The organism is Pseudomonas sp. UBA7500 (assembly GCF_002478435.1).
Classification (GTDB): domain Bacteria; phylum Pseudomonadota; class Gammaproteobacteria; order Pseudomonadales; family Pseudomonadaceae; genus Aquipseudomonas; species Aquipseudomonas palmensis.
In genome coordinates this window covers 75,690-94,311 of the sequence record NZ_DLNW01000028.1, presented here as the reverse complement: position 1 = coordinate 94,311, position 18,622 = coordinate 75,690, and the positions used below count along the sequence as shown (strand labels likewise).

At 61.7% G+C, this 18,622-nt stretch carries 19 protein-coding genes; 3 read left to right on the top strand and 16 right to left on the bottom strand.

Annotation, left to right across the window (positions count from 1 at the left end):
* Positions 1 to 3: 3 nt before the first annotated feature.
* The 9 genes from B4I46_RS13535 to B4I46_RS13495 all read right to left on the bottom strand — a co-directional run bounded on the left by B4I46_RS13535 (position 4) and on the right by B4I46_RS13495 (position 6,247).
* The gene (locus B4I46_RS13535) at positions 4 to 441 is read right to left on the bottom strand and encodes a phage tail assembly chaperone (protein ID WP_043864281.1); all 438 of its coding nucleotides are present in this window, start codon (positions 439 to 441) and stop codon (positions 4 to 6) included.
* A gap of 2 nt (positions 442 to 443) precedes the next feature.
* Positions 444 to 2,360 (bottom strand): phage tail protein, encoded by a 1,917-nt coding sequence (locus B4I46_RS13530; protein WP_286900615.1) that lies wholly within the window; start codon positions 2,358 to 2,360, stop codon positions 444 to 446.
* Positions 2,360 to 2,962 (bottom strand): phage tail protein I, encoded by a 603-nt coding sequence (locus tag B4I46_RS13525; protein WP_100633086.1) that lies wholly within the window; start codon positions 2,960 to 2,962, stop codon positions 2,360 to 2,362. Before B4I46_RS13525 ends, B4I46_RS13530 begins: the two co-directional genes overlap by 1 nt.
* A 1-nt stretch (position 2,963) precedes the next feature.
* On the bottom strand, positions 2,964 to 3,845 hold the full coding sequence (locus B4I46_RS13520; RefSeq protein WP_043864284.1) for a baseplate assembly protein: 882 nt from the start codon (positions 3,843 to 3,845) through the stop codon (positions 2,964 to 2,966).
* On the bottom strand, positions 3,842 to 4,168 hold the full coding sequence (locus tag B4I46_RS13515) for a GPW/gp25 family protein (RefSeq protein WP_043864285.1): 327 nt from the start codon (positions 4,166 to 4,168) through the stop codon (positions 3,842 to 3,844). Before B4I46_RS13515 ends, B4I46_RS13520 begins: the two co-directional genes overlap by 4 nt.
* An 80-nt stretch (positions 4,169 to 4,248) precedes the next feature.
* On the bottom strand, positions 4,249 to 4,809 hold the full coding sequence (locus tag B4I46_RS13510; RefSeq protein WP_043864286.1) for a phage baseplate assembly protein V: 561 nt from the start codon (positions 4,807 to 4,809) through the stop codon (positions 4,249 to 4,251).
* On the bottom strand, positions 4,806 to 5,327 hold the full coding sequence (locus tag B4I46_RS13505) for a hypothetical protein (RefSeq protein ID WP_043864287.1): 522 nt from the start codon (positions 5,325 to 5,327) through the stop codon (positions 4,806 to 4,808). The genes B4I46_RS13510 and B4I46_RS13505 overlap by 4 nt, the downstream gene beginning before the upstream one ends.
* Before the next feature lie 103 nt (positions 5,328 to 5,430).
* A complete protein-coding gene (locus B4I46_RS13500) occupies positions 5,431 to 5,787 on the bottom strand; it encodes a hypothetical protein (RefSeq protein WP_043864288.1) in 357 nt (118 codons plus the stop codon).
* 106 nt (positions 5,788 to 5,893) lie between these two features.
* On the bottom strand, positions 5,894 to 6,247 hold the full coding sequence (locus tag B4I46_RS13495; protein ID WP_043864289.1) for a phage holin family protein: 354 nt from the start codon (positions 6,245 to 6,247) through the stop codon (positions 5,894 to 5,896).
* A 647-nt stretch (positions 6,248 to 6,894) separates the two neighbouring features.
* Here B4I46_RS13495 and B4I46_RS13490 point away from each other — a divergent pair.
* Positions 6,895 to 8,904 carry an acyltransferase family protein gene (locus B4I46_RS13490; RefSeq protein ID WP_156326214.1) on the top strand — a complete coding sequence of 670 codons (2,010 nt, stop codon included), beginning with the start codon at positions 6,895 to 6,897 and terminating at the stop codon, positions 8,902 to 8,904.
* A gap of 137 nt (positions 8,905 to 9,041) precedes the next feature.
* On the opposite strand, the gene B4I46_RS13485 is transcribed toward B4I46_RS13490, so the two are convergent.
* Positions 9,042 to 9,776, bottom strand: a complete 735-nt coding sequence (locus B4I46_RS13485) for a LexA family transcriptional regulator (RefSeq protein WP_078480062.1) — start codon at positions 9,774 to 9,776, stop codon at positions 9,042 to 9,044.
* A gap of 169 nt (positions 9,777 to 9,945) precedes the next feature.
* Here B4I46_RS13485 and mutS point away from each other — a divergent pair, with 169 nt between their 5' ends.
* Entirely contained in the window at positions 9,946 to 12,513 is a 2,568-nt protein-coding gene (gene mutS / locus B4I46_RS13480) for a DNA mismatch repair protein MutS (RefSeq protein ID WP_054914991.1), read from the top strand.
* A gap of 139 nt (positions 12,514 to 12,652) precedes the next feature.
* Complete coding sequence (fdxA, locus tag B4I46_RS13475; protein WP_043863281.1) at positions 12,653 to 12,976, top strand: ferredoxin FdxA; 324 nt, start codon at positions 12,653 to 12,655, stop codon at positions 12,974 to 12,976.
* A gap of 536 nt (positions 12,977 to 13,512) precedes the next feature.
* Here fdxA and rpoS read toward each other — a convergent pair.
* From rpoS to ispF, 6 genes are all read right to left on the bottom strand, one after another.
* Positions 13,513 to 14,520 (bottom strand): RNA polymerase sigma factor RpoS, encoded by a 1,008-nt coding sequence (gene rpoS / locus B4I46_RS13470; RefSeq protein WP_054914992.1) that lies wholly within the window; start codon positions 14,518 to 14,520, stop codon positions 13,513 to 13,515.
* A 108-nt stretch (positions 14,521 to 14,628) separates the two neighbouring features.
* On the bottom strand, positions 14,629 to 15,489 hold the full coding sequence (locus tag B4I46_RS13465) for a peptidoglycan DD-metalloendopeptidase family protein (RefSeq protein ID WP_043863279.1): 861 nt from the start codon (positions 15,487 to 15,489) through the stop codon (positions 14,629 to 14,631).
* Positions 15,490 to 15,663: 174 nt separating this feature from the next.
* Positions 15,664 to 16,341 (bottom strand): protein-L-isoaspartate(D-aspartate) O-methyltransferase, encoded by a 678-nt coding sequence (locus B4I46_RS13460; RefSeq protein WP_162484879.1) that lies wholly within the window; start codon positions 16,339 to 16,341, stop codon positions 15,664 to 15,666.
* Positions 16,341 to 17,090: a 5'/3'-nucleotidase SurE gene (surE, locus tag B4I46_RS13455; protein ID WP_043863278.1), complete on the bottom strand. Its 750-nt coding sequence runs from the start codon at positions 17,088 to 17,090 to the stop codon at positions 16,341 to 16,343. Before surE ends, B4I46_RS13460 begins: the two co-directional genes overlap by 1 nt.
* A complete protein-coding gene (gene truD, locus B4I46_RS13450; RefSeq protein ID WP_286900612.1) occupies positions 17,078 to 18,136 on the bottom strand; it encodes a tRNA pseudouridine(13) synthase TruD in 1,059 nt (352 codons plus the stop codon). The genes surE and truD overlap by 13 nt, the downstream gene beginning before the upstream one ends.
* Positions 18,133 to 18,606: a 2-C-methyl-D-erythritol 2,4-cyclodiphosphate synthase gene (ispF, locus tag B4I46_RS13445; protein ID WP_043863276.1), complete on the bottom strand. Its 474-nt coding sequence runs from the start codon at positions 18,604 to 18,606 to the stop codon at positions 18,133 to 18,135. The genes truD and ispF overlap by 4 nt, the downstream gene beginning before the upstream one ends.
* Positions 18,607 to 18,622 lie beyond the last annotated feature (16 nt).

Sequence of the window (18,622 nt, the reverse complement as noted above, 5' to 3'; positions counted from 1 at the left end):
GCTTCAGGGGGTCATGCTTTCCAACCAGAGCGGCGGTACCGGCCGGTGCTCAGAAACTGGGAACAGCTCCGACTGGGGCCAGTCGCGCAGAGCCTGACGGTACTGCAGCATCTCGGCGAACTGTTCGGCTGACAAGCTGGTAGTCAACTGCATGTCAAGCTCATCTCTATGGCGAGTGACTAACCATTCCGTAGCACCTATTTGCGAATCACGGCCTGCGCGCTCGCGGGCCGAATGTTGTTCCAAAGTCAGTACCACCGGCGGGGGCTCAATCAGAATGGGCAGCCCATCGGGGCCGTGGGAGCGTACCTTGCTCGGATCAGGATTGGCGATCACGTCAAGAAAAAGCGCTTCGGTGATAGGGCGGGCGTCCGGTGGCATTTCCAGGTGAATGCCCTCCAGATAGGTAGTAGCGGTGGAGAGACTGTAGTAGCGCTGCATATTTATCGTCCTAGGGCGAGCCAACGTATGGATTGAGCGGCCTCTGCATAGATCACCGCACCCGACTTCGACAGTGAGTTCACCCACTGGTCGTTGTACTCGCCGACGGTCGCCTGGGTGGCTTGTCCGGTGAGCATCAACTGCAGGACACTGCTCGGAAACTCGAGAGGGAAGTTGAGGTCATGCACTCCCGCGCTACCTGACAACAAGCCCCACTGCACAGTGAACCCACCAAGCCAGGAAGGGAAAACCAGGTAGCCGTTGGTAGTGAAACTGGCCGTGAGCCCCCAGCGCAGTTTTTTTGGTGTAACGAGCACATCATCGGCCAAGCCTGCGTTGACCTGCGCTTGGGTGGCGATTCTCACCATACCCAAATTGGTTTCGGTCGCTTGAGCGGCCAACGCGGCCAACGCAGCAATATCAATGTTTCCTTGATTGATCGGCGCACTCCAGGCCTTGATGCACCAGACCACAGAAACGTTGCGCATGCGGGTTTCAGAGGCAGTACGGGCTACAAGCCCCGTATCGAACTCAGTACCCTGAAATGCTCCACTGGTGCTGCCATTTGCAACATAAAAGCCGGCGGTAGTAGTTGAGGACGCTTTGAAAGCCCCTTCCTGATCGGCAACCATAACGCCGCCCTGATAGGCACCACGGATGCCAAATTTGCCAGTAATCCGCTGCATCGCATCAAGCTGCTCGTCACCCAGCGCACGGCCGACGTCGATACCACGGCCATGATCCCAGCCCCGCAATGCAGCGCCGCGCGACTCCGGCAAACGGAAGTAACCCGCCGGTTCTGTGCCGTTGTTGTAGGCGCCGCCAAGGAACGCAGCCAAGTCGGGATAAGCAGCGATACTCTTCGCACTGTTATCGACCTCAAGCCAGCCTGGCGGGATCTTGTTCACCGGCAGTGCTGCCATGACTCCCACCGGCATCGCCGAGGCCTCGGCGATCATCTCTTCAATCTGCGCTTTGGTGTAACTGTCGGTGATGCCATACCCGCTCAGCGTGGTCGGATTCGTCGCGGCGACAACGCGGCCGTAAGCATCCACCTTGACGCTGCGATAGGTGCCAGCGGCAACCCCGCTGCGCCCGAACGCCATTTCAAACGCCAGCGCCGTTACGCCCAGAGTAATGGGTGCATCCGTGGTCAGTTGCCAGGCGCTGTCACCGTTGGCCGTACCCCGCTCCACCAGCACCAGCAGGCCGGGCGTGACCTTGGCGCTGCTGTCCGCATCCGGGCAACGTGTCCACGCTCCACTGGCAACCAGATACAGGCCGTTGTCCTTGGCAGCGGCCTGGTTCTTCACCAGCACGCGCGCGCCCGACTGTAGCGCAACACCATCCATCGTCTGCAACCCGTTCAAGGTGATCGCGGCCGTGGTCGCAGCCAGCACCGAGTGCTTGAAGTCGCGCTTGGCCAGTTCCTCGGTCACGAACTCGCGGGTCGCCAGCACTACACCCGGATCGATCTTGAGTTGCACATTGCTGGCGCTGCTGACCACCAGGTTCATGCGCACGACCTGGGTGCGGCCCGAGCCCTGGTTGAGCAGCGGTTTGTAGGTAGGGGCACAGTTGGCCACCGCCACCAGGTCGCCGTCGGCGTCGTACAGCCCCACCTCGCGAATCCAGCGCCCGCCAATCTCGGCAGGAATCACCTGCTCGGCGACGATGACCGCACTGTCCTTTTCGTCGACCTTGAGCTGGTTCAGCGGCGCCCGCCGCCACTCGTTGAGCAGGCTGGTCCAGCTCGCGTTGGGCATTGGCAGCGGCGGGTTGTCCAGCCCTGCCGGACTGGCGTCACCGACGGCCATGTGTGTGATTTTCCAAGGAATGCCCAGGGCATCCGCATTGGCCTGTTTCGCGGCCCCCATCTTGGTCAGGATCGCGTAGAACTGGGAGTTCTGATCAACCATTAGTAAATGTCCAGATAGTCAATGGTGTGTTCTCGCCCACCACGCCCGATGGCCCCCATGACCGTGAGGTCGGCCGGCGCAGGCGGGTAGATGTCAAGTTCGTCGCCGTCTTGCAGCGCGGCGCCGAGGTAAAGCGAGCCGGCGGTTTCCAGGCTGATGACCAGGCCGCTCAGGTGTCGGCTGACGGGCCTGGCGTCGTCGATCAGCCAGGTCAGTTCCTGGTACGTCTGTTCGCTGATCCCCGCCTCGGACACGCCGATCTTCAGCGCGAAAGTGCCGGGCACCGCCGGGGGCGTGGCCTTGAACCACTCGATCACTTCGATCAAATAGCCAAACGGCTCCACCACGCGGCGCAATGCGCCGATCGTGCCCTTGTGGGCATGCACGTAGAACGAGGAGCGAATCACCGAGCGCTTGATCGCCTCGGGCCAGGTGTCGTCCCAACGGTCCACCGACCAGGCCCAGGCCAGCTGGTACAACAGGTTCGCCGGGCAGGTATCGGGGTTGTACAGGGTGCGCAGGGTGACCTTGAGGTCTTCGTTGGAGGCCGCCTCGACGGCCCGTTCCAGCGGCGTGCTGTTGAGCGGCAGGAGGCTGTGCATGTCAGCCCCCCCGCGTCAGTTCGAACCCGGTGCACCAGGCCGCCTGCGCCTTGCTCGGGCGGATGTCGGTCCAGTTGCGCAGCTCCACCCGGCTCACACCGGCGATGTGCAGTTGCGCATCGATGGCCGAGCGCGAAACCTCCACGCCCAGGCGTCGCCGAGGGTTGACCCAGGCTTGCAGGCGCCGCTGGCACTCGGCCAGGGTCGCTTCGTTCTCCGGCCCCGTCCCGGCCATGTAGAGCACGGCATCGATGCGATAAGGAATCACCTCGGCACTGCGCACTTCCAGGCGGTCCGCCACCGGGCGTACATCGTCGTCGTTGAGGTAGGCGGCCACTTCGGCCAGCAACTGCGCACTGGCGATGCCGTCCTCCTCCAGGCTCAGCACCGTCACCTCCACCACTGCCGGTGACGGGCTTTCTGCAGAGGCATCGGCCACCTGCCCCGAGGCATTGCGTGCATGCAGGATGTAGCTGTTGCGCGGGCCGGCGGTGGTCAGGCCCTCGTACACCAGTTGCACCCGCTCGCGCAGTGCATCGTCTTCCTCAAGCACTTCGAGGGTCGGTGGCACACTGTTCGCGTCTTCGGCCTGTACCACCAGCCGCTTGAGCTGCACGTTGGCTGCCAGCTGGTCCAGGTCGCTGCCCTGGGCATAGGCCAGCAGCAGCGCCTTGGCGGCATCGTTGACCCGCGCCCGATTGAGCAGCTTGCGGTACGCGCCCACCTCCAGCAGTTTGGTTACCGGGTCGCTTTCCAGCAGCGCGTCCCAGTTCTCGCCCATGTGCGACCGAAAGGCCGCCAGGTCATCCTGGAAGATGTCCTCGAAGTCGAGGTCTTCCAGCACCTGCGGCGCGGGCAGCGCCGACAGTTCCACGTTGCTCATGCCGTTATCTCCAGCAGTTGGCTGTCGCCCAGGTACTGCCCGCTCAGTTGCAGGCTGATCTGCCCGCCCACTACCGCCACCACGCGCACCCGCTGCAATTTCAGGCGTGGTTCCCAGCGGGTCAGGGCGCGGGCGACCTCGGCCTGCACCGCACTCTTCCAGCCCTCGTTGACTGGCAGGTCGACGAAACGGCGCAGCTTGCTGCCGTAGTCGGGGCGCATGCGCCGGCTGCCCAGCGGGGTGGTGAGGATGTCTTCGATGGACTGGCGCAGGTGCCCGATGCCGGACAGCGTCTGCCCGCCGTGGCGGCTCATGCCGATCATCGCGGTACCTCCCTGGCCTGAATGCATTCACTAGCCATGTTGTCTCCAGGCATAAAAAAACCCGCGTTGGCGGGCGGGGTTCAGTGCTTGTGATTGGCGGTGTTGCCGCCGGTGTCGATGATCTTGCCGGCCCCCAGGATGTCACCGGTCACACGCAGGCCACCGTTGATGCTCACCTCACCGGTCAGGGCAATGTTGGCGGCGTTCAGGGTGATTGCGTTGTCGGTGACCAGCAGCGAGCTGCCGGCCACCTTGAGGCTGACGGTGCCACCGGGCAGCTCGATGCTGTAGCTGCGGGCCTGCCAGTCGTAGACCAGCGAACCACCGTCATCGAAGCGCCATACCTCGACGTGCTCGCGGTTGTCGGGTGGCGCGCCGGCATTGCCGTACAGGCCCGGTACGAAGGTACCCTGCGCCGGCTCACCGCTGGGGCTGAGCAGTGCGCCCTGCTCGTTCAGGCTCGGCGCACGCCAGTGGCGGGCCTTGCCTGCCGCGTGGCTGTGCCAGCGCACCCAGGCGCTGGTCCAGCCGGCGCCATCGGAGACCCGTACCCGCGCTGCTGCCAGGTCGATGCCGACCACCCGACATGGAATGACCAGCGCCGCCAGCATGCGGTCATGCATGGAGCTGGCGTAACTCATGCCATGTCCTCCGGTGCCTGGTAGCTGTCCTTGTGCGCGGGTCCTGTGTCGGGGCTGAAGGCGAACAGCAGCGAACCGGGTGGCTGGTCTGGCCAGGGCCACTGCAGGTCGCCAAGGTAAACGGGCTGCTGCCATTGCACCCGCCATTCCAGGGTGCCGGGTACTTCGGCAGGTATGGCTGAAGGACGGGCCTGCACCTGGGAGATGGCGTCGACGAAACCCAGGCTCCAGAACTGCTGGCGCAGCAGCGCGGTCAATTGCGCGGCCAGTGTCATTGCTTCCAGCGAAGCCTGCTGGCGCGCTTTACTCACCAGAATCCTCGCCTCGAACGAGGCGTTAACGCATGTACGCCCATCGCCGGGGTCGACGCCAGGCCTCATGCCGGTGAGGGTGTGCATCAGCGCAGGCAAGGCCGTGTTCTCGTCCGGCAGCGCAAACGCTTCCACGTGCCGCAACTGGGGCATGCCCGCACTCAGGGTGGCGCTGATCGCTTGATGTAACGTCCCAAGTTCGTTCACGGTCACTCCTCGCTATCGGTGCGCTGTTCTGTTATTGCATCGCAATGAAAACGCCCAGGCGAACCTGGGCGTGACAGATGGATGCCGGGTCTACTGCAAGGGTTCAAATACCCATCGATGCCATTTCAAGCGGCGATCGATAGGTTGCGGCAGCAGTGGCGATGCAGGCCCGGGCCTGCAGATTGGCCTCCTTCATGTCGTTGATGGTATCGGCGATCTTCTGCGCGCCTTCCACGATCCACATGCGTGAGTAGATCAATGCGGCACCCGCCCCGGTGGCGATCACCAGGGCCCGGAACAAATCAGCCAGCAGAGCACTGCATGTGCCGATTTCGTTCACCGCCGTACCTACCACGGCCAGGACCTCCTCGTTGTAGTCCAGGTTGTTTGCCACACTGGCGCCCCAGATGCTGGTGACCAGGGCCTTGCAGTTCTGAATCTGTTCAGCAGTAAGTGACATGAGTCTTTCTCCGTTGATTGATCAAATGCGGGCGTGTGCCCTGTAGGTGTCGCTCGCAGGCGATGACTGGAGGCTCATGGCCTTCACCTCCGAACACCGACGCCCGTCAGCGGGGTGGATGGTCGGTTGGTTGCGCAGGTGTGCAATCCTTCACACCCAGCCGCTTCGCAGCCCAGCGCTCGTAAAGCCCGATGGCCACGTCGGCGCCCGCCATGGCGGTCAGGCAACCAAAGGCTGCGGCGCTCCAGATCGACAGCCCGCTGGCATACAGCAGCATCACGGTCGATACGCCGCAGACCATGCAGGCCCCGGAGCGCAGCAGCAGTCGCCTGAACAGGCCCCAGCCGCGGGCGCCCTCCTTGTCTGCGCGCCACATCTCGCCAGACAGACCGCCCAGCAATGCCAGGACGATCACCAGCCAGATCGGCATTTCCAGCAACGTCTGTTGCTCGTTTGTCATGCTCGTGCTCCCTTGTTGAACAGCCGATCACTCGGCATTCCAAAAAGCCCGGTCGCCCAGGCTTTTCAGTAATGCGTTGTCGGACCGCCGGCCACTGCTGGTGCGCCGTGCGATCCCGCCTCAAATTGTTCCTCCGACCGCGGCCGCCTGCCCGCCGGATAACTGCTTACGGTGCTTTACGCTGCACACCCGGGTCAGTTGCCAACCCTCTGAACAGTTCAGGCCTGTTCATCGCTGCCTTGCCACTGCCGGTGTCTGACCGGCTTGAGACAAAGATTATGCATCAATGCATATGCAGTCAATGCATTTCTGGAAATATTTATGCATTTTATTTGCGCTGACGCATGCGGGCCTTGCGCGGTGGGGCCTGCAGGGCTGTTTTATGCAGTCAACACCGGCTGCGAATCGGCAAGAGCGGGCTCATGAGGAGCAGAGATTTTGACGGGCGCCAGCAGATGAATTCCGTTTCCATCTGGTTGCTCGTGATCGGTGAGATCTGCGCAGTTGCTCCTGAGCGGGCAGATAGATAGCTGTGGCATCGCCATCAACGTTGCATTGGAAGTGAGGCGAAAGGCTATAATCGCGGAATTTTCCTCGCTTTGACGGGGCTGTTCTCCTCCGTCGGACATCAAGTGCTTACCCTATAAATGACACAACCTACCCTTCATCTTTCTCATCCCAAATATCGCCCAGATATCGACGGCTTGCGGGCTGTTGCCGTCTTGGCAGTAGTTATCTATCACGCCTTCCCCAGTGTGCTCAGGGGAGGGTTTATCGGCGTCGATATATTCTTTGTCATCTCAGGCTACCTGATTTCCACTATCATTTTTGAAAGCCTGGATCGGGGCGCATTCAGTTTTACCGAGTTCTACGCACGACGTATAAAACGCATATTTCCTGCGCTGCTGCTGATACTTTCAGCGTGTTATGGTTTCGGCTGGTTCACGTTGCTGGACGATGAATTCAGGCAACTGGGAAAACATATCGCAGGCGGCGCCGGTTTCGTCTCGAACCTGGTGCTATGGAGTGAGGTCGGTTATTTCGACAACTCCGTGGAAACCAAACCGCTATTGCATTTGTGGAGTTTGGGCGTAGAGGAACAGTTTTACATTGTCTGGCCAATATTGTTGTGGGTGGCGTGGCGATTCAGGTTCAACGTTCTGGCCTTGACGATCCTCTTGGGTGCTGTCTCATTTTTCCTGAGCGTCAAAGGCGTCAAGCATGATGCGATCGCCACATTCTATTCACCACATACACGTTTCTGGGAGTTGCTGGCCGGCACGCTTCTCGCATGGCTCACCCTTTATAGAACGCGTGCCGTGCGAAAACGACTTGGGCATGTGCTTTCCGTGCTGGGTGTGTGTTTACTGGTATTCGGCTTCTTCAGGATAAACAAAGGCCTCAACTTTCCTGGAAAATGGGCACTCGTTCCAGTACTGGGCGCTGTGTTGATCATTGCGGCGGGCCCTGATGCCTGGTTCAATCGCAGGGTGCTGGGTAACAAGTTGGCCGTGTGGTTCGGCTTGATCAGCTTCCCTCTCTACCTGTGGCACTGGCCCTTGTTGTCTTTCGCAAGGATCGTGGAAGGCGAAGTACCCACTGTCGGCATTCGCGTAGCGGCCGTACTGTTGGCTATTCTTCTGGCTTGGCTGACATACAGGCTGGTGGAGCTTCCCCTGCGTTCAAGGTGGCAGGGGCGCTCCAAGGTCATTGTGCTCGTGCTGCTGGCAGCTGGCTGCGGAGCAACAGGCTATGCGACCTACACGCAGGACAGCATTGCACAGCGAACGCATAACCAAAAACTCATGGCCTACCAGAACAGTATAAAAGTCACTGAGCGAGCGGCCGAATGCTTTGAAATACCCTATGCCTACAAGAAGCCGGATGGCTGGTTCTGCGGGCTGGGTGAGCGTGGTGCGCCCGTTGAGTACTTTGCGTACGGTGACAGTCATGCACTGAGCCTGGTGCCGGCATTGGAGAAGTTTGCACGCGACCATAAGGTAGGCATGAAGTTTACGGGAACGTCTGGCTGCCCCTCGCTCCTGGGTATCCAGTCACTGCGTGGCGAAGCCGGAATTGAAAAACACAATTGCCAGGCATTGAACGAGCGCATCTTCAACGACGTTCGGGCCTCGGGTATTAAGCACGTCATATTGATCAATCGCTGGACGTATTACACTTCATCACCGTCACGCCCTTCGGAGTTCAATGGCATTGCAAGAGATCCATCCGCAAAGGCAACGGTCCAGAGCTCAACCCATGACCTTGTCTGGGCAATGGATAACACCGTTTCTCGCTATGCCCAGATTGGCGTGAACGTTATCTTCATCGAGGATAACCCGCAGCAGCGGTATGAGCCCAAGGATGTATTACGGCGTGGGCGCGGCATAGAACGCGAATACTTGAAGTTGTCGGTCAGCCGCGAAGAGCATGTTCGCAATCAAGCATTCGTGAACGCGGCGTTGCGCAAGACATCCGCCACAATCATCAACTACGACCGCGCGCTGTGCCCTGGGGATATCTGCCCGCTGGTCGAGGGGAACGCGTTTCTGTATTCCGATGATGATCACCTGAGTATCACGGGGGCGCTCAAGGTCTATCCCGCGCTGGCCGAAGGGCTTACCCGCTCGGCACAAACCGCCGAAATGGCGAAGTAGCCAGCGCGCTGATGCTTGCTCCGACAGGGCCGACCCCGCAAACTTTTGCAGGTATCGGTCTTGCCGGAAAGGGTCAATAAGGGGTTTGAGCAGGCACAAAAAACCCGCCGGGGCGGGTTTCTGAGAAAGCGTAGAACCTAGCGGGCGTACATGCCCCACCAGAACACATGCCCGAGGATGCTGATTTGCTCTTCCTGCATCTGCTGGAAGGTGTAGTCCTCGTCCGGGTGCTCGTCGCGGTTGAAGCTGCGCAGGCGGATACCCGTGGGCAGGCGATACAGCTGTTTCACGCGCAACTGGCCATTGTGGTTGATGGCATACAGGTCGCCGTCGACAATGTCGCCGATGCCGCTCTTGCCCGCATTCACCCCCACCGTGGCGCCATCACGCAGCACCGGCAGCATGCTGTTGCCGCGCACCGTCACGCACTTGGCCTGGTCGAACTGCACGCCGTTGTGACGCAGGCTGCGCTTGCCGAAGCGCAGGCTGGCCTTCTCGCTTTCCTCGATGACGAATCGTCCTGATCCTGCTGCCAACTCGACCTCACGAAGAAACGGAATGGACACTTCGTCGTCCTCGACGGGGGTATCGTCATCCCACAGGCTGATGTCCTGCAGCTGCACGTCGGCGCGCGGCGCGTTCGCCGGGCGGGTATCGCCCAGGTCGGCACGGCCGCGCAACTGATCGGTGCTCACGCCGAAGTACTCGGCGATCTTCGACACATGCTTGTCGGAAGGATCGACGATCTTCTCGCTGAGAATCCGCGACAGGGTGGATTGGGGCACGCCGGTGCGACGGTGAAGCTCCGTGGGGGAGATCCCGTGGCGGTCGAGCAATGCTCTCAAGACGGTAGCTACGTTGCGTTTTTGCATAACGTGCATAGTAACCATCTCGTGCACAAATGCAAATTCAAATATGCATTAACACAATGCCAGGGGCAAAAGGTCGCTGCGCAGCGTTAGGCCCGGCAACGGGGAAAAAATCCCTGTACCATTGCCCGCTGCCTTTGGTCTAAACGACACTGCGAGCCAAGTTTCTGTAATGAGCGATCTTTCCGCACACACCCCGATGATGCAGCAGTACTGGAAGCTGAAAAACCAGCACCCGGACCAGCTGATGTTCTACCGCATGGGCGATTTCTACGAGATCTTCTACGAAGACGCGAAGAAGGCCGCCAAACTGCTGGATATCACCCTGACCGCCCGCGGGCAGTCAGCGGGCCAGTCGATCCCCATGTGCGGTATCCCCTACCACGCCGCCGAAGGCTACCTGGCCAAGCTGGTGAAGCTGGGCGAATCGGTGGTGATCTGCGAGCAGATCGGCGATCCGGCCACCAGCAAGGGCCCGGTGGAACGCCAGGTGGTGCGCATCATCACCCCAGGCACGGTCAGCGACGAAGCCCTGCTCGACGAGCGCCGCGACAACCTGATCGCCGCCGTACTGGGTGACGAACGCCTGTTCGGCCTGGCCGTGCTGGATATCACCAGCGGCAACTTCACCGTGCAGGAGTTCAAGGGCTGGGAAAACCTGCTGGCCGAGCTCGAGCGGGTCAACCCCGTGGAGCTGCTGATCCCCGACGACTGGCCCCAGGGCCTGCCCGCCGAGAAGCGCCGTGGCTCGCGCCGCCGCGCGCCGTGGGACTTCGACCGTGACTCGGCGCGCAAGAGCCTGTGCCAGCAGTTCGCAACCCAGGACCTCAAGGGCTTCGGCTGCGAGAAGCTGACCCTGGCCATCGGCGCCGCCGGCTGCCTGCTCGCCTACGCCAAGGAAACCCAGCGCACCGCCCTGCCGCACCTGCGCAGCCTCAAGCACGAGCGGCTGGACGACACCGTGGTGCTCGACGGCGCCAGCCGGCGCAACCTGGAGCTGGACGTCAACCTGGCCGGGGGCCGCGACAACACCCTGCAATCGGTGATCGACCGCTGTCAGACCGCCATGGGCAGCCGCCTGCTGACCCGCTGGCTGAACCGGCCGCTGCGTGACCTGAAGGTGCTGCAGGCCCGCCAGAGCTCGATTCGCTGCCTGCTCGACGGCTACCGCTTCGAGAAGCTGCAACCGCAACTGAAGGACATCGGCGATATCGAGCGGATTCTCGCCCGTATCGGCCTGCGCAATGCTCGCCCACGGGACCTGGCGCGCCTGCGCGACGCGCTTGGCGCGCTGCCTGAACTGCAGAACGCCATGGCCGAGCTGGAGGCACCGCACCTGGCGCGCCTGGCGGCCATCGCCGGTACCTACCCGGAACTGGCCGACCTACTGCAGAAGGCGATCATCGACAACCCGCCTGCGGTGATCCGTGATGGCGGCGTGCTCAAGGTCGGCTATGACGCCGAGCTCGACGACCTGCTGTCGATGAGCGAGAACGCCGGGCAGTTCCTGATCGACCTCGAAGCCCGTGAAAAGGCCCGCACGGGCCTTGCCAACCTCAAGGTCGGCTACAACCGCGTGCATGGCTACTTCATCGAGCTGCCGAGCAAGCAGGCCGAACAGGCGCCGGCCGACTACATCCGCCGCCAGACCCTCAAGGGCGCCGAGCGCTTCATCACCCCAGAGCTCAAGACGTTCGAAGACAAGGCGCTGTCGGCCAAGAGCCGCGCCCTGGCGCGCGAGAAGATGCTCTACGATGCGTTGCTCGAAACCCTGATCGGCCACCTGGCCCCGCTGCAGGACACCGCCGCGGCGCTGGCCGAACTGGATGTGGTCAGCAACCTGGCCGAGCGTGCGCTGAACCTTGACCTCAACTGCCCGACATTCGTCGACGAACCGTGCATGCGCATCAGCCAGGGTCGCCACCCGGTGGTCGAGCAGGTGTTGACCACGCCGTTCGTGGCCAACGACCTGGGCCTGGACGACAACACGCGCATGCTGGTGATCACCGGCCCGAACATGGGTGGTAAGTCCACCTACATGCGCCAGACCGCACTGATCGTGCTGCTGGCGCATATCGGCAGTTTCGTGCCGGCCGCCAGCTGCGAGCTGTCGCTGGTGGACCGCATCTTCACCCGTATCGGCTCCAGCGACGACCTGGCCGGTGGGCGCTCTACCTTCATGGTGGAGATGAGCGAAACCGCCAACATCCTGCACAACGCCACCGAACGCAGCCTGGTACTAATGGACGAAGTGGGCCGCGGCACCAGTACCTTCGACGGCCTCTCGCTGGCCTGGGCCGCCGCCGAGCGCCTGGCCCAGCTGCGCGCCTACACGCTGTTCGCCACGCACTACTTCGAACTGACCGTGCTGCCCGAAAGCGAGCCGCTGGTGGCCAACGTGCACCTGAACGCTACCGAGCACAACGAACGCATCGTGTTCCTGCACCATGTGCTGCCAGGGCCTGCCAGCCAGAGCTACGGCCTGGCAGTGGCACAACTGGCAGGCGTGCCGGCACCGGTGATCCAGCGAGCCCGCGAGCACCTGGGCCGCCTGGAAACCAACAGCCTGCCCCACGAAACCGCGCCAGCAAGCCCGGGAGCGCCCAGCACGCCGCACCAGAGCGACCTGTTCGCCAGCCTGCCGCATCCGGTGATCGAGAAGATCGGCAAGCTCGACGTGGACAACCTGACGCCACGCCAAGCTATCGAAATGCTCTATACACTAAAGACTCTGTTATAACGCCCCATCGCACAAACTGATAGAATCCCGCGCGGTTCGGCGGGGCAGCGAGTTATTAGCCTGGCTCGCTGCCGACCTACCGAACCGAGCGGCCCTGTCTGGAAGGGAACGCTGCCGTCGCCTGAGGAGAAAATTAGAAATGACCTTCGTCGTCACCGACAACTGCATCAAGTGCAAGTACACCGACTGTGTAGAAGTCTGTCCGGTGGACTGCTTCTACGAAGGCCCGAACTTCCTGGTCATTCACCCGGATGAGTGCATCGACTGTGCACTGTGCGAGCCTGAGTGCCCCGCCGTTGCGATCTTCTCGGAAGATGAAGTGCCGGCCGGCATGGAAAACTTCATCGAGCTCAACGCCGAGCTGGCCGAAATCTGGCCGAACATCACCGAGAAGAAGGATTCGATGCCAGACGCTGCAGAGTGGGATGGCAAGCCGGGCAAGATTGCAGATCTGGAGCGTTGATCGACGCCGGGTCAATGAAAAAGGCCCTTCGGGGCCTTTTTTTATGTTCGCTGCAGGGCCAGCCACTTTTTCGCAGGCAAAAAAAAGGGGCGGTATGACCCGCCCACATTTTTTTCCGTAGTCCCTGTATTCCCTATCATCATCCTGATGAATCGCATCCCGCGATGTCCTTGGCGCTCATCCTTGAGAACCTGTGTCAGTCCGTAGACACAGTTCAGATACTATCCCCTGCAGCCGGCAGAGCAACTGGTAAAAGCTCTCAAAAAAAGTCCGGAAGGTGACGCTACCTTAAAATAAACTCTTCCAATATCAATTGGTTAGACAAAATACCACGTCAAAACCGACTGGAATTTACACCCTCTTGATGTAAAGGCTTACGGATCTTGTAAGCGATAACCTACAAATCCAATAACAATACGCAACCGGGAAAGGTTGCCGCCGTGGTATCGGTGTTTCTGCGCGTGTCTGAGCGCTTGAGACAGCCACGAACAAAAACGCCTCGACTGGGTCGAGGCGCCTTTTCACAGCCGTCGCAGTTACTGGAACAGCGACTCGCTGGACAGTCCGTTCTTCTCCAGGATCTCCCGCAGCCGCTTGAGGCCCTCCACCTGGATCTGACGTACCCGCTCCCGGGTAAGACCAATCTCCAGGCCAACATCCTCCAGGGTGCTGCTCTCATGCCCGCGCAGGCCAAAGCGGCGAATCACCACCTCACGCTGCTTGTCGGTCAGTTCGCTCAGCCACAGGTCGATGCTCTGGGACAGGTCGTCGTCCTGCAACAGCTCGCAAGGGTCGGTGGGACGATCGTCGGTGAGGGTATCGAGCAGGGTCTTGTCCGAGTCCGGGCCCAGTGAAACGTCCACCGAAGACACGCGCTCGTTCAGGCCGAGCATGCGCTTGACCTCGCCTACGGGTTTTTCCAGCAGGTTGGCGATCTCTTCCGGTGACGGCTCGTGATCGAGTTTCTGGGTCAGCTCGCGTGCTGCACGCAGGTAGACGTTCAGTTCCTTGACCACATGGATCGGCAGGCGAATGGTGCGCGTCTGGTTCATGATGGCGCGTTCGATGGTCTGCCGGATCCACCAGGTGGCGTAGGTCGAGAAACGGAACCCACGCTCGGGGTCGAACTTCTCGACTGCGCGAATCAGGCCCAGGTTGCCCTCTTCGATCAGGTCGAGCAGCGATAGCCCGCGGTTGACGTAGCGGCGCGCAATCTTCACCACCAGGCGCAGGTTGCTTTCGATCATGCGTTTGCGCCCGGCAGGGTCGCCACTTTGCGACAAACGCGCAAAATGAACTTCTTCTTCCGGGGAAAGCAGGGGCGAAAAGCCGATTTCGTTGAGGTAGAGCTGAGTTGCATCAAGTGCTCGAGTGTAATCGATGTACTTGTGCTGTTTGAGCGGTGAGCCTTGTTTGGCCCGGGTCCGAACCGGAGATACAGCAGGTTCGTCTGACACCACATCCGTTTCCAAAACGATGCCGGTTTCCATAAGGAGCACCTCATCGTCGATGTCAAACTCCGGCACTTCTTTACTGAGAGCCATTGTTATAGTCCTTTGCTGAGTTCGAACTCAGACTCAAGCGGCGCCTTTATCCTTGGCAACGCTGAGCCTGTCCCCACTACGCGAAGGAACAGGCCGGGTACATGCTTATCAACGACGTGGCAGGAATTGCAACGGATCTACAGGTTTGCCCTGGCGGCGAATCTCGAAGTGAAGCTTCACCCGGTCGGTGCCCGTGGACCCCATTTCGGCAATTGTCTGCCCAACCTTGACCTGCTGTCCCTCCCGAACCAACAGCCTGCGGTTGTGACCGTAGGCACTGACGTAGGTATCGCTGTGCTTGATGATTACCAGTTCACCGTAGCCCCGCAAGCCACTTCCGGCGTACACAACGGAACCATCCGACGCAGCAAAAACAGGCTGTCCCAAATCACCGGCGATATCAATGCCTTTATTCAAACTACCGTTTGAAGCGAATTTTCCAATCAGCACACCGTTGGCCGGCCATGCCCAGCCACCGGCCGAACGCTCCGAAGCCGGCACTTGGACAGGGGTGGTGGCGACGACGGGCGGCGCGCTGGTACCGCCTGGAGACGTGGTTTTTGCCGGTGCCGGGGTACCTGCCGGACGACGGGTGACCGTGGTCTTGCTGGAGGGCGAGGTGGAGGTGACGACCCGCGAGCCGCTGCTGGTAGCCGTGCCGGAGCCGAAGCGGATCGCCTGGCCGGGCCGGATGGTATAGGGCGCCGGGATACCGTTGCGCGCAGCGAGCTCCTTGTAGTCCCAGCCGTAGCGAAAGGCAATCGAGAACAGCGTATCGCCCGGGCGAACCACGTACTGCCCCGTAGTGACCACCGGGCGCTTGGGCGCGGCGCTGTTGCGGTCGACCACCCGCACGCTGCTCGAAGATGAACTGGAACACCCTGAAACCAGGGTTCCCAAGGCGAGTGCAATCACCAGAAGCTTTAAGCTCGATAGACCCATGCGCTGCCGAATGACTGTGTGACTCACCCGCCGCTCCCTTATGTGGTGACCGATGTAGGAATGCAATATTGTTGCAATTATAACCGAGCGCACAGGCAATGCAGATCAACTGCTTGCCAGGTTGTGCGATCGTTCAAGAAACCGCACGCCCCATAGACCCGGCAATGCACCGGGAATTCGACGCCCGCGAAAAAAATCGACTCAGCTCAATGTGCCATTGAGCAACGGCACGAAGCGTACGTCACACAGTTTGCGCCGCGAGAAGCCCTGTTCTTCGCGCACGATCAACAGCAATTGCTGTGTCTCGCCACTGGCGCCCACCGGTATCACCATGCGCCCGCCCGGTGCCAGCTGGTCGAGCAAGGCCTGGGGCACTTCGGGTGCGCCGGCGGTGACGATGATGCCATTGTAGGGGGCCAGTGCCGGCCACCCCTCGAAACCGTCGCCCCAGCGGAACACCTGGTTGCGCAGGTTCAACTCGACCAGCCGTTCCTTGGCGCGGTCCTGCAGGGGCTTAATGCGCTCTACCGAGAACACCCGCTCCACCAGCCTGGACAGCACTGCTGTCTGGTAGCCAGACCCGGTGCCGATCTCCAGCACCTTGTCCAGCGGACCGTCCTCCAGCAGCACCTCGCTCATGTACGCGACCATGAACGGCTGCGAGATGGTCTGGTTGTTGCCGATGGGCAGCGCGGTATCTTCATACGCACGGTGCGACAGCGCCTCGTCGACGAACATGTGCCGCGGGATGTTGCGCAAGGCCTCGAGCACCCGCTGGTCCTTGATGCCTTCCTCGATCAAACGCTGGATCAGCCGTTCACGGGTTCGCTGCGAAGTAAAACCGATACCATGGCGCATCAGATCCTCCGGCTCTCGCATCAGAGCAGCCCCTCCAGCCAACCCTCGAGACGGTCGAAGGCATCGTTGAAGGTGCGGTCAAGCTGTAGCGGGGTGATCGAGACATAGCCCTGCATCACCGCGTGAAAATCGGTACCCGGGCCGCCATCCTCGGCGTCGCCGGCCACCGCGATCCAGTAGCCTTCCTTGCCGCGCGGGTTGACCACCTTGGTCGGCGCCGCCGCACGTGCACGATGTCCCAGGCGTGTCAGCTGGATGCCACGGATGTGCTCCAGCGGCAGGTTGGGAATGTTCACATTGAGTACGGTGCGCGGTGGCAGCTCAAGGCTTGCATGCGCCTCGACCAGCTTGCGCGCGAAATAGGCGGCAGTGGGCAGGTTGTCCGGCAGGCGCGAGAGCAGCGAGAAGGCAAACGAGGTGCCCCCCAGGAATCGACCTTCCAGCGCCGCGGCGACCGTGCCCGAGTACAGCACGTCATCGCCCAGGTTGGCGCCCAGGTTGATACCCGAGACGACCATGTCCGGCGGATGCTCCAGCAGCCCGTTCAGGCCCAGGTGCACGCAATCGGTCGGTGTGCCGTTGAGGCTGATGTAGCCGTTGGCCAGGGTCTGCGGATGCAGCGGGCGGTCGAGCGTCAGCGAACTGCTGGCGCCGCTCTTGTCCTGGTCCGGGGCAATCACCACGCACTCGGCATAATCCGCCAGCGCAGCATGCAGCGCGGCGAGACCGGGTGCGGTGACCCCGTCGTCGTTCGAAATCAGAATACGCATGGGCTGTCCGTCTGCCCTGCCGGCACCAGATCGACGAGTTCGCGCACCACCACGGTGGCGAAGCATCCGGCCGGAAGGACGAATTCCAGTTGCAGGATATCAGGCTCGGGATAATGCCACGTCAAGCCGCCAATGGGCAGCCGCAGAATGCGCCGTTCCTGTTTGAGGTTGGCATTGCCCAGCCATTGGCACAGGGCTGCCTCCTGTTCGGCCACGCGTTGCTCGATCGCACCGCCTGGCCCACTGGTGGCCGGCAGGCCCTCGCCCCACAGCGGCCCGGTAGGGTGCAGGTCGAGTATTGCCAGGCGCGGGTCGCTGCACTCGGCCTCGCCCGCCGCGAAAAAGCTGCGGCTGTCGGTGAACGCCAGCAGGTCGCCGACCTGAGCCTGTTGCCAGCTGCCATCGGCAACCCGCTCGGCCAGCACCCGGTTGAACAGGTAGCTGCGTGCGCTGGACAGCAGCCGCGAGCGCACATTGCGCTGCTCGGGCAGGGCCTTGCGCTCGGCCCACTGGCGCGCATCGTGCACGTTGCCGCCCGCAAAGCCAAATCGCTGGCTGCCGAAGTAGTTGGGCACGCCTTGTATGCGCAATTGCTCGAGGCGCGCGTCCAGGGCCTGGTGATCGGCGCTGAGCGCTGTGAGGCGCAGGGTGAAGCCGTTGGCCGAGTGCGCGCCACGCTGGAGTTTGCGCGAGTGGCGGGTGTGTCTGAGGATGCTCAGGGTTTCGTTTTCAGCCGCGCTCAGGTCAGGGTCGGCCTTGCCCGGCAGGTGCAGGCTGAACCATTGGCGAGTCAGCGCCTGACGGTCCTTGAGGCCGGCATAGCTCACGGTGCGCAGCGGTACGCCGGCGGCGCGGGCCAGGCGGCGGGCGGCCTCCTCGGTATTGAGGTCGCGTTTCTCGACCCACAGCCACAAGTGCTCGCCTTCACCCGACAGGGGAATGTCGAGCACTTCATCGACCTGGAAATCTTCGGCCGTGGCCTTGAGGATGGCGCTGCCCAGCGCCGGCCCGGCTGCCTGCGGGCCGAGCAGTTCGAGTTCGGTCATGCGCGCAGCAACAACGCGACGGCGTGAACGGCGATGCCTTCTTCACGGCCGGTGAAGCCGAGCTTCTCTTCGGTGGTGGCCTTGACGTTGACCTGGTCGAGCTCGACCTGCAGGTCCTGGGCGATCAGGGTACGCATGGTTTCGATGTGCGCGGCCATCCGGGGTGCCTGGGCCACGATGGTGGCGTCGACGTTGCCCACCTTCCAGCCCTTGGCATGGATGATCGACAGGATGTGGCGCAGCAGCACGCGGCTGTCGGCGCCCTTGAACTGCGGGTCGGTATCGGGGAAATGCTTGCCGATGTCACCCAGCGCGGCGGCGCCCAGCAGTGCATCGCTCAGCGCGTGCAGCAGCACATCGCCGTCGGAATGGGCCAGCAGGCCGAACTTGTGCGCAATGCGCACCCCACCCAAGGTGATGAAATCGCCTTCCGCGAAGCGGTGCACATCGTAGCCGTGGCCAATACGCATAAAAAAACGCCCTGAT

Bases quoted from the DNA above. Each gene is read 5' to 3' on its own strand.
- surE (WP_043863278.1), bottom strand. From the start codon at position 17,090: ATGCGTATTCTGATTTCGAACGACGACGGGGTCACCGCACCCGGTCTC.
- B4I46_RS13460 (WP_162484879.1), bottom strand. From the start codon at position 16,341: ATGCGAGAGCCGGAGGATCTGATGCGCCATGGTATCGGTTTTACTTCG.
- ispF (WP_043863276.1), bottom strand. From the start codon at position 18,606: ATGCGTATTGGCCACGGCTACGATGTGCACCGCTTCGCGGAAGGCGAT.
- rpoS (WP_054914992.1), bottom strand. From the start codon at position 14,520: ATGGCTCTCAGTAAAGAAGTGCCGGAGTTTGACATCGACGATGAGGTG.
- B4I46_RS13510 (WP_043864286.1), bottom strand. From the start codon at position 4,809: ATGAGTTACGCCAGCTCCATGCATGACCGCATGCTGGCGGCGCTGGTC.
- B4I46_RS13490 (WP_156326214.1), top strand. From the start codon at position 6,895: ATGACACAACCTACCCTTCATCTTTCTCATCCCAAATATCGCCCAGAT.
- B4I46_RS13515 (WP_043864285.1), bottom strand. From the start codon at position 4,168: ATGATCGGCATGAGCCGCCACGGCGGGCAGACGCTGTCCGGCATCGGG.
- fdxA (WP_043863281.1), top strand. From the start codon at position 12,653: ATGACCTTCGTCGTCACCGACAACTGCATCAAGTGCAAGTACACCGAC.
- B4I46_RS13495 (WP_043864289.1), bottom strand. From the start codon at position 6,247: ATGACAAACGAGCAACAGACGTTGCTGGAAATGCCGATCTGGCTGGTG.
- mutS (WP_054914991.1), top strand. From the start codon at position 9,946: ATGAGCGATCTTTCCGCACACACCCCGATGATGCAGCAGTACTGGAAG.
- B4I46_RS13530 (WP_286900615.1), bottom strand. From the start codon at position 2,360: ATGGTTGATCAGAACTCCCAGTTCTACGCGATCCTGACCAAGATGGGG.
- B4I46_RS13520 (WP_043864284.1), bottom strand. From the start codon at position 3,845: ATGAGCAACGTGGAACTGTCGGCGCTGCCCGCGCCGCAGGTGCTGGAA.
- truD (WP_286900612.1), bottom strand. From the start codon at position 18,136: ATGACCGAACTCGAACTGCTCGGCCCGCAGGCAGCCGGGCCGGCGCTG.
- B4I46_RS13525 (WP_100633086.1), bottom strand. From the start codon at position 2,962: ATGCACAGCCTCCTGCCGCTCAACAGCACGCCGCTGGAACGGGCCGTC.
- B4I46_RS13485 (WP_078480062.1), bottom strand. From the start codon at position 9,776: ATGCAAAAACGCAACGTAGCTACCGTCTTGAGAGCATTGCTCGACCGC.
- B4I46_RS13535 (WP_043864281.1), bottom strand. From the start codon at position 441: ATGCAGCGCTACTACAGTCTCTCCACCGCTACTACCTATCTGGAGGGC.
- B4I46_RS13500 (WP_043864288.1), bottom strand. From the start codon at position 5,787: ATGTCACTTACTGCTGAACAGATTCAGAACTGCAAGGCCCTGGTCACC.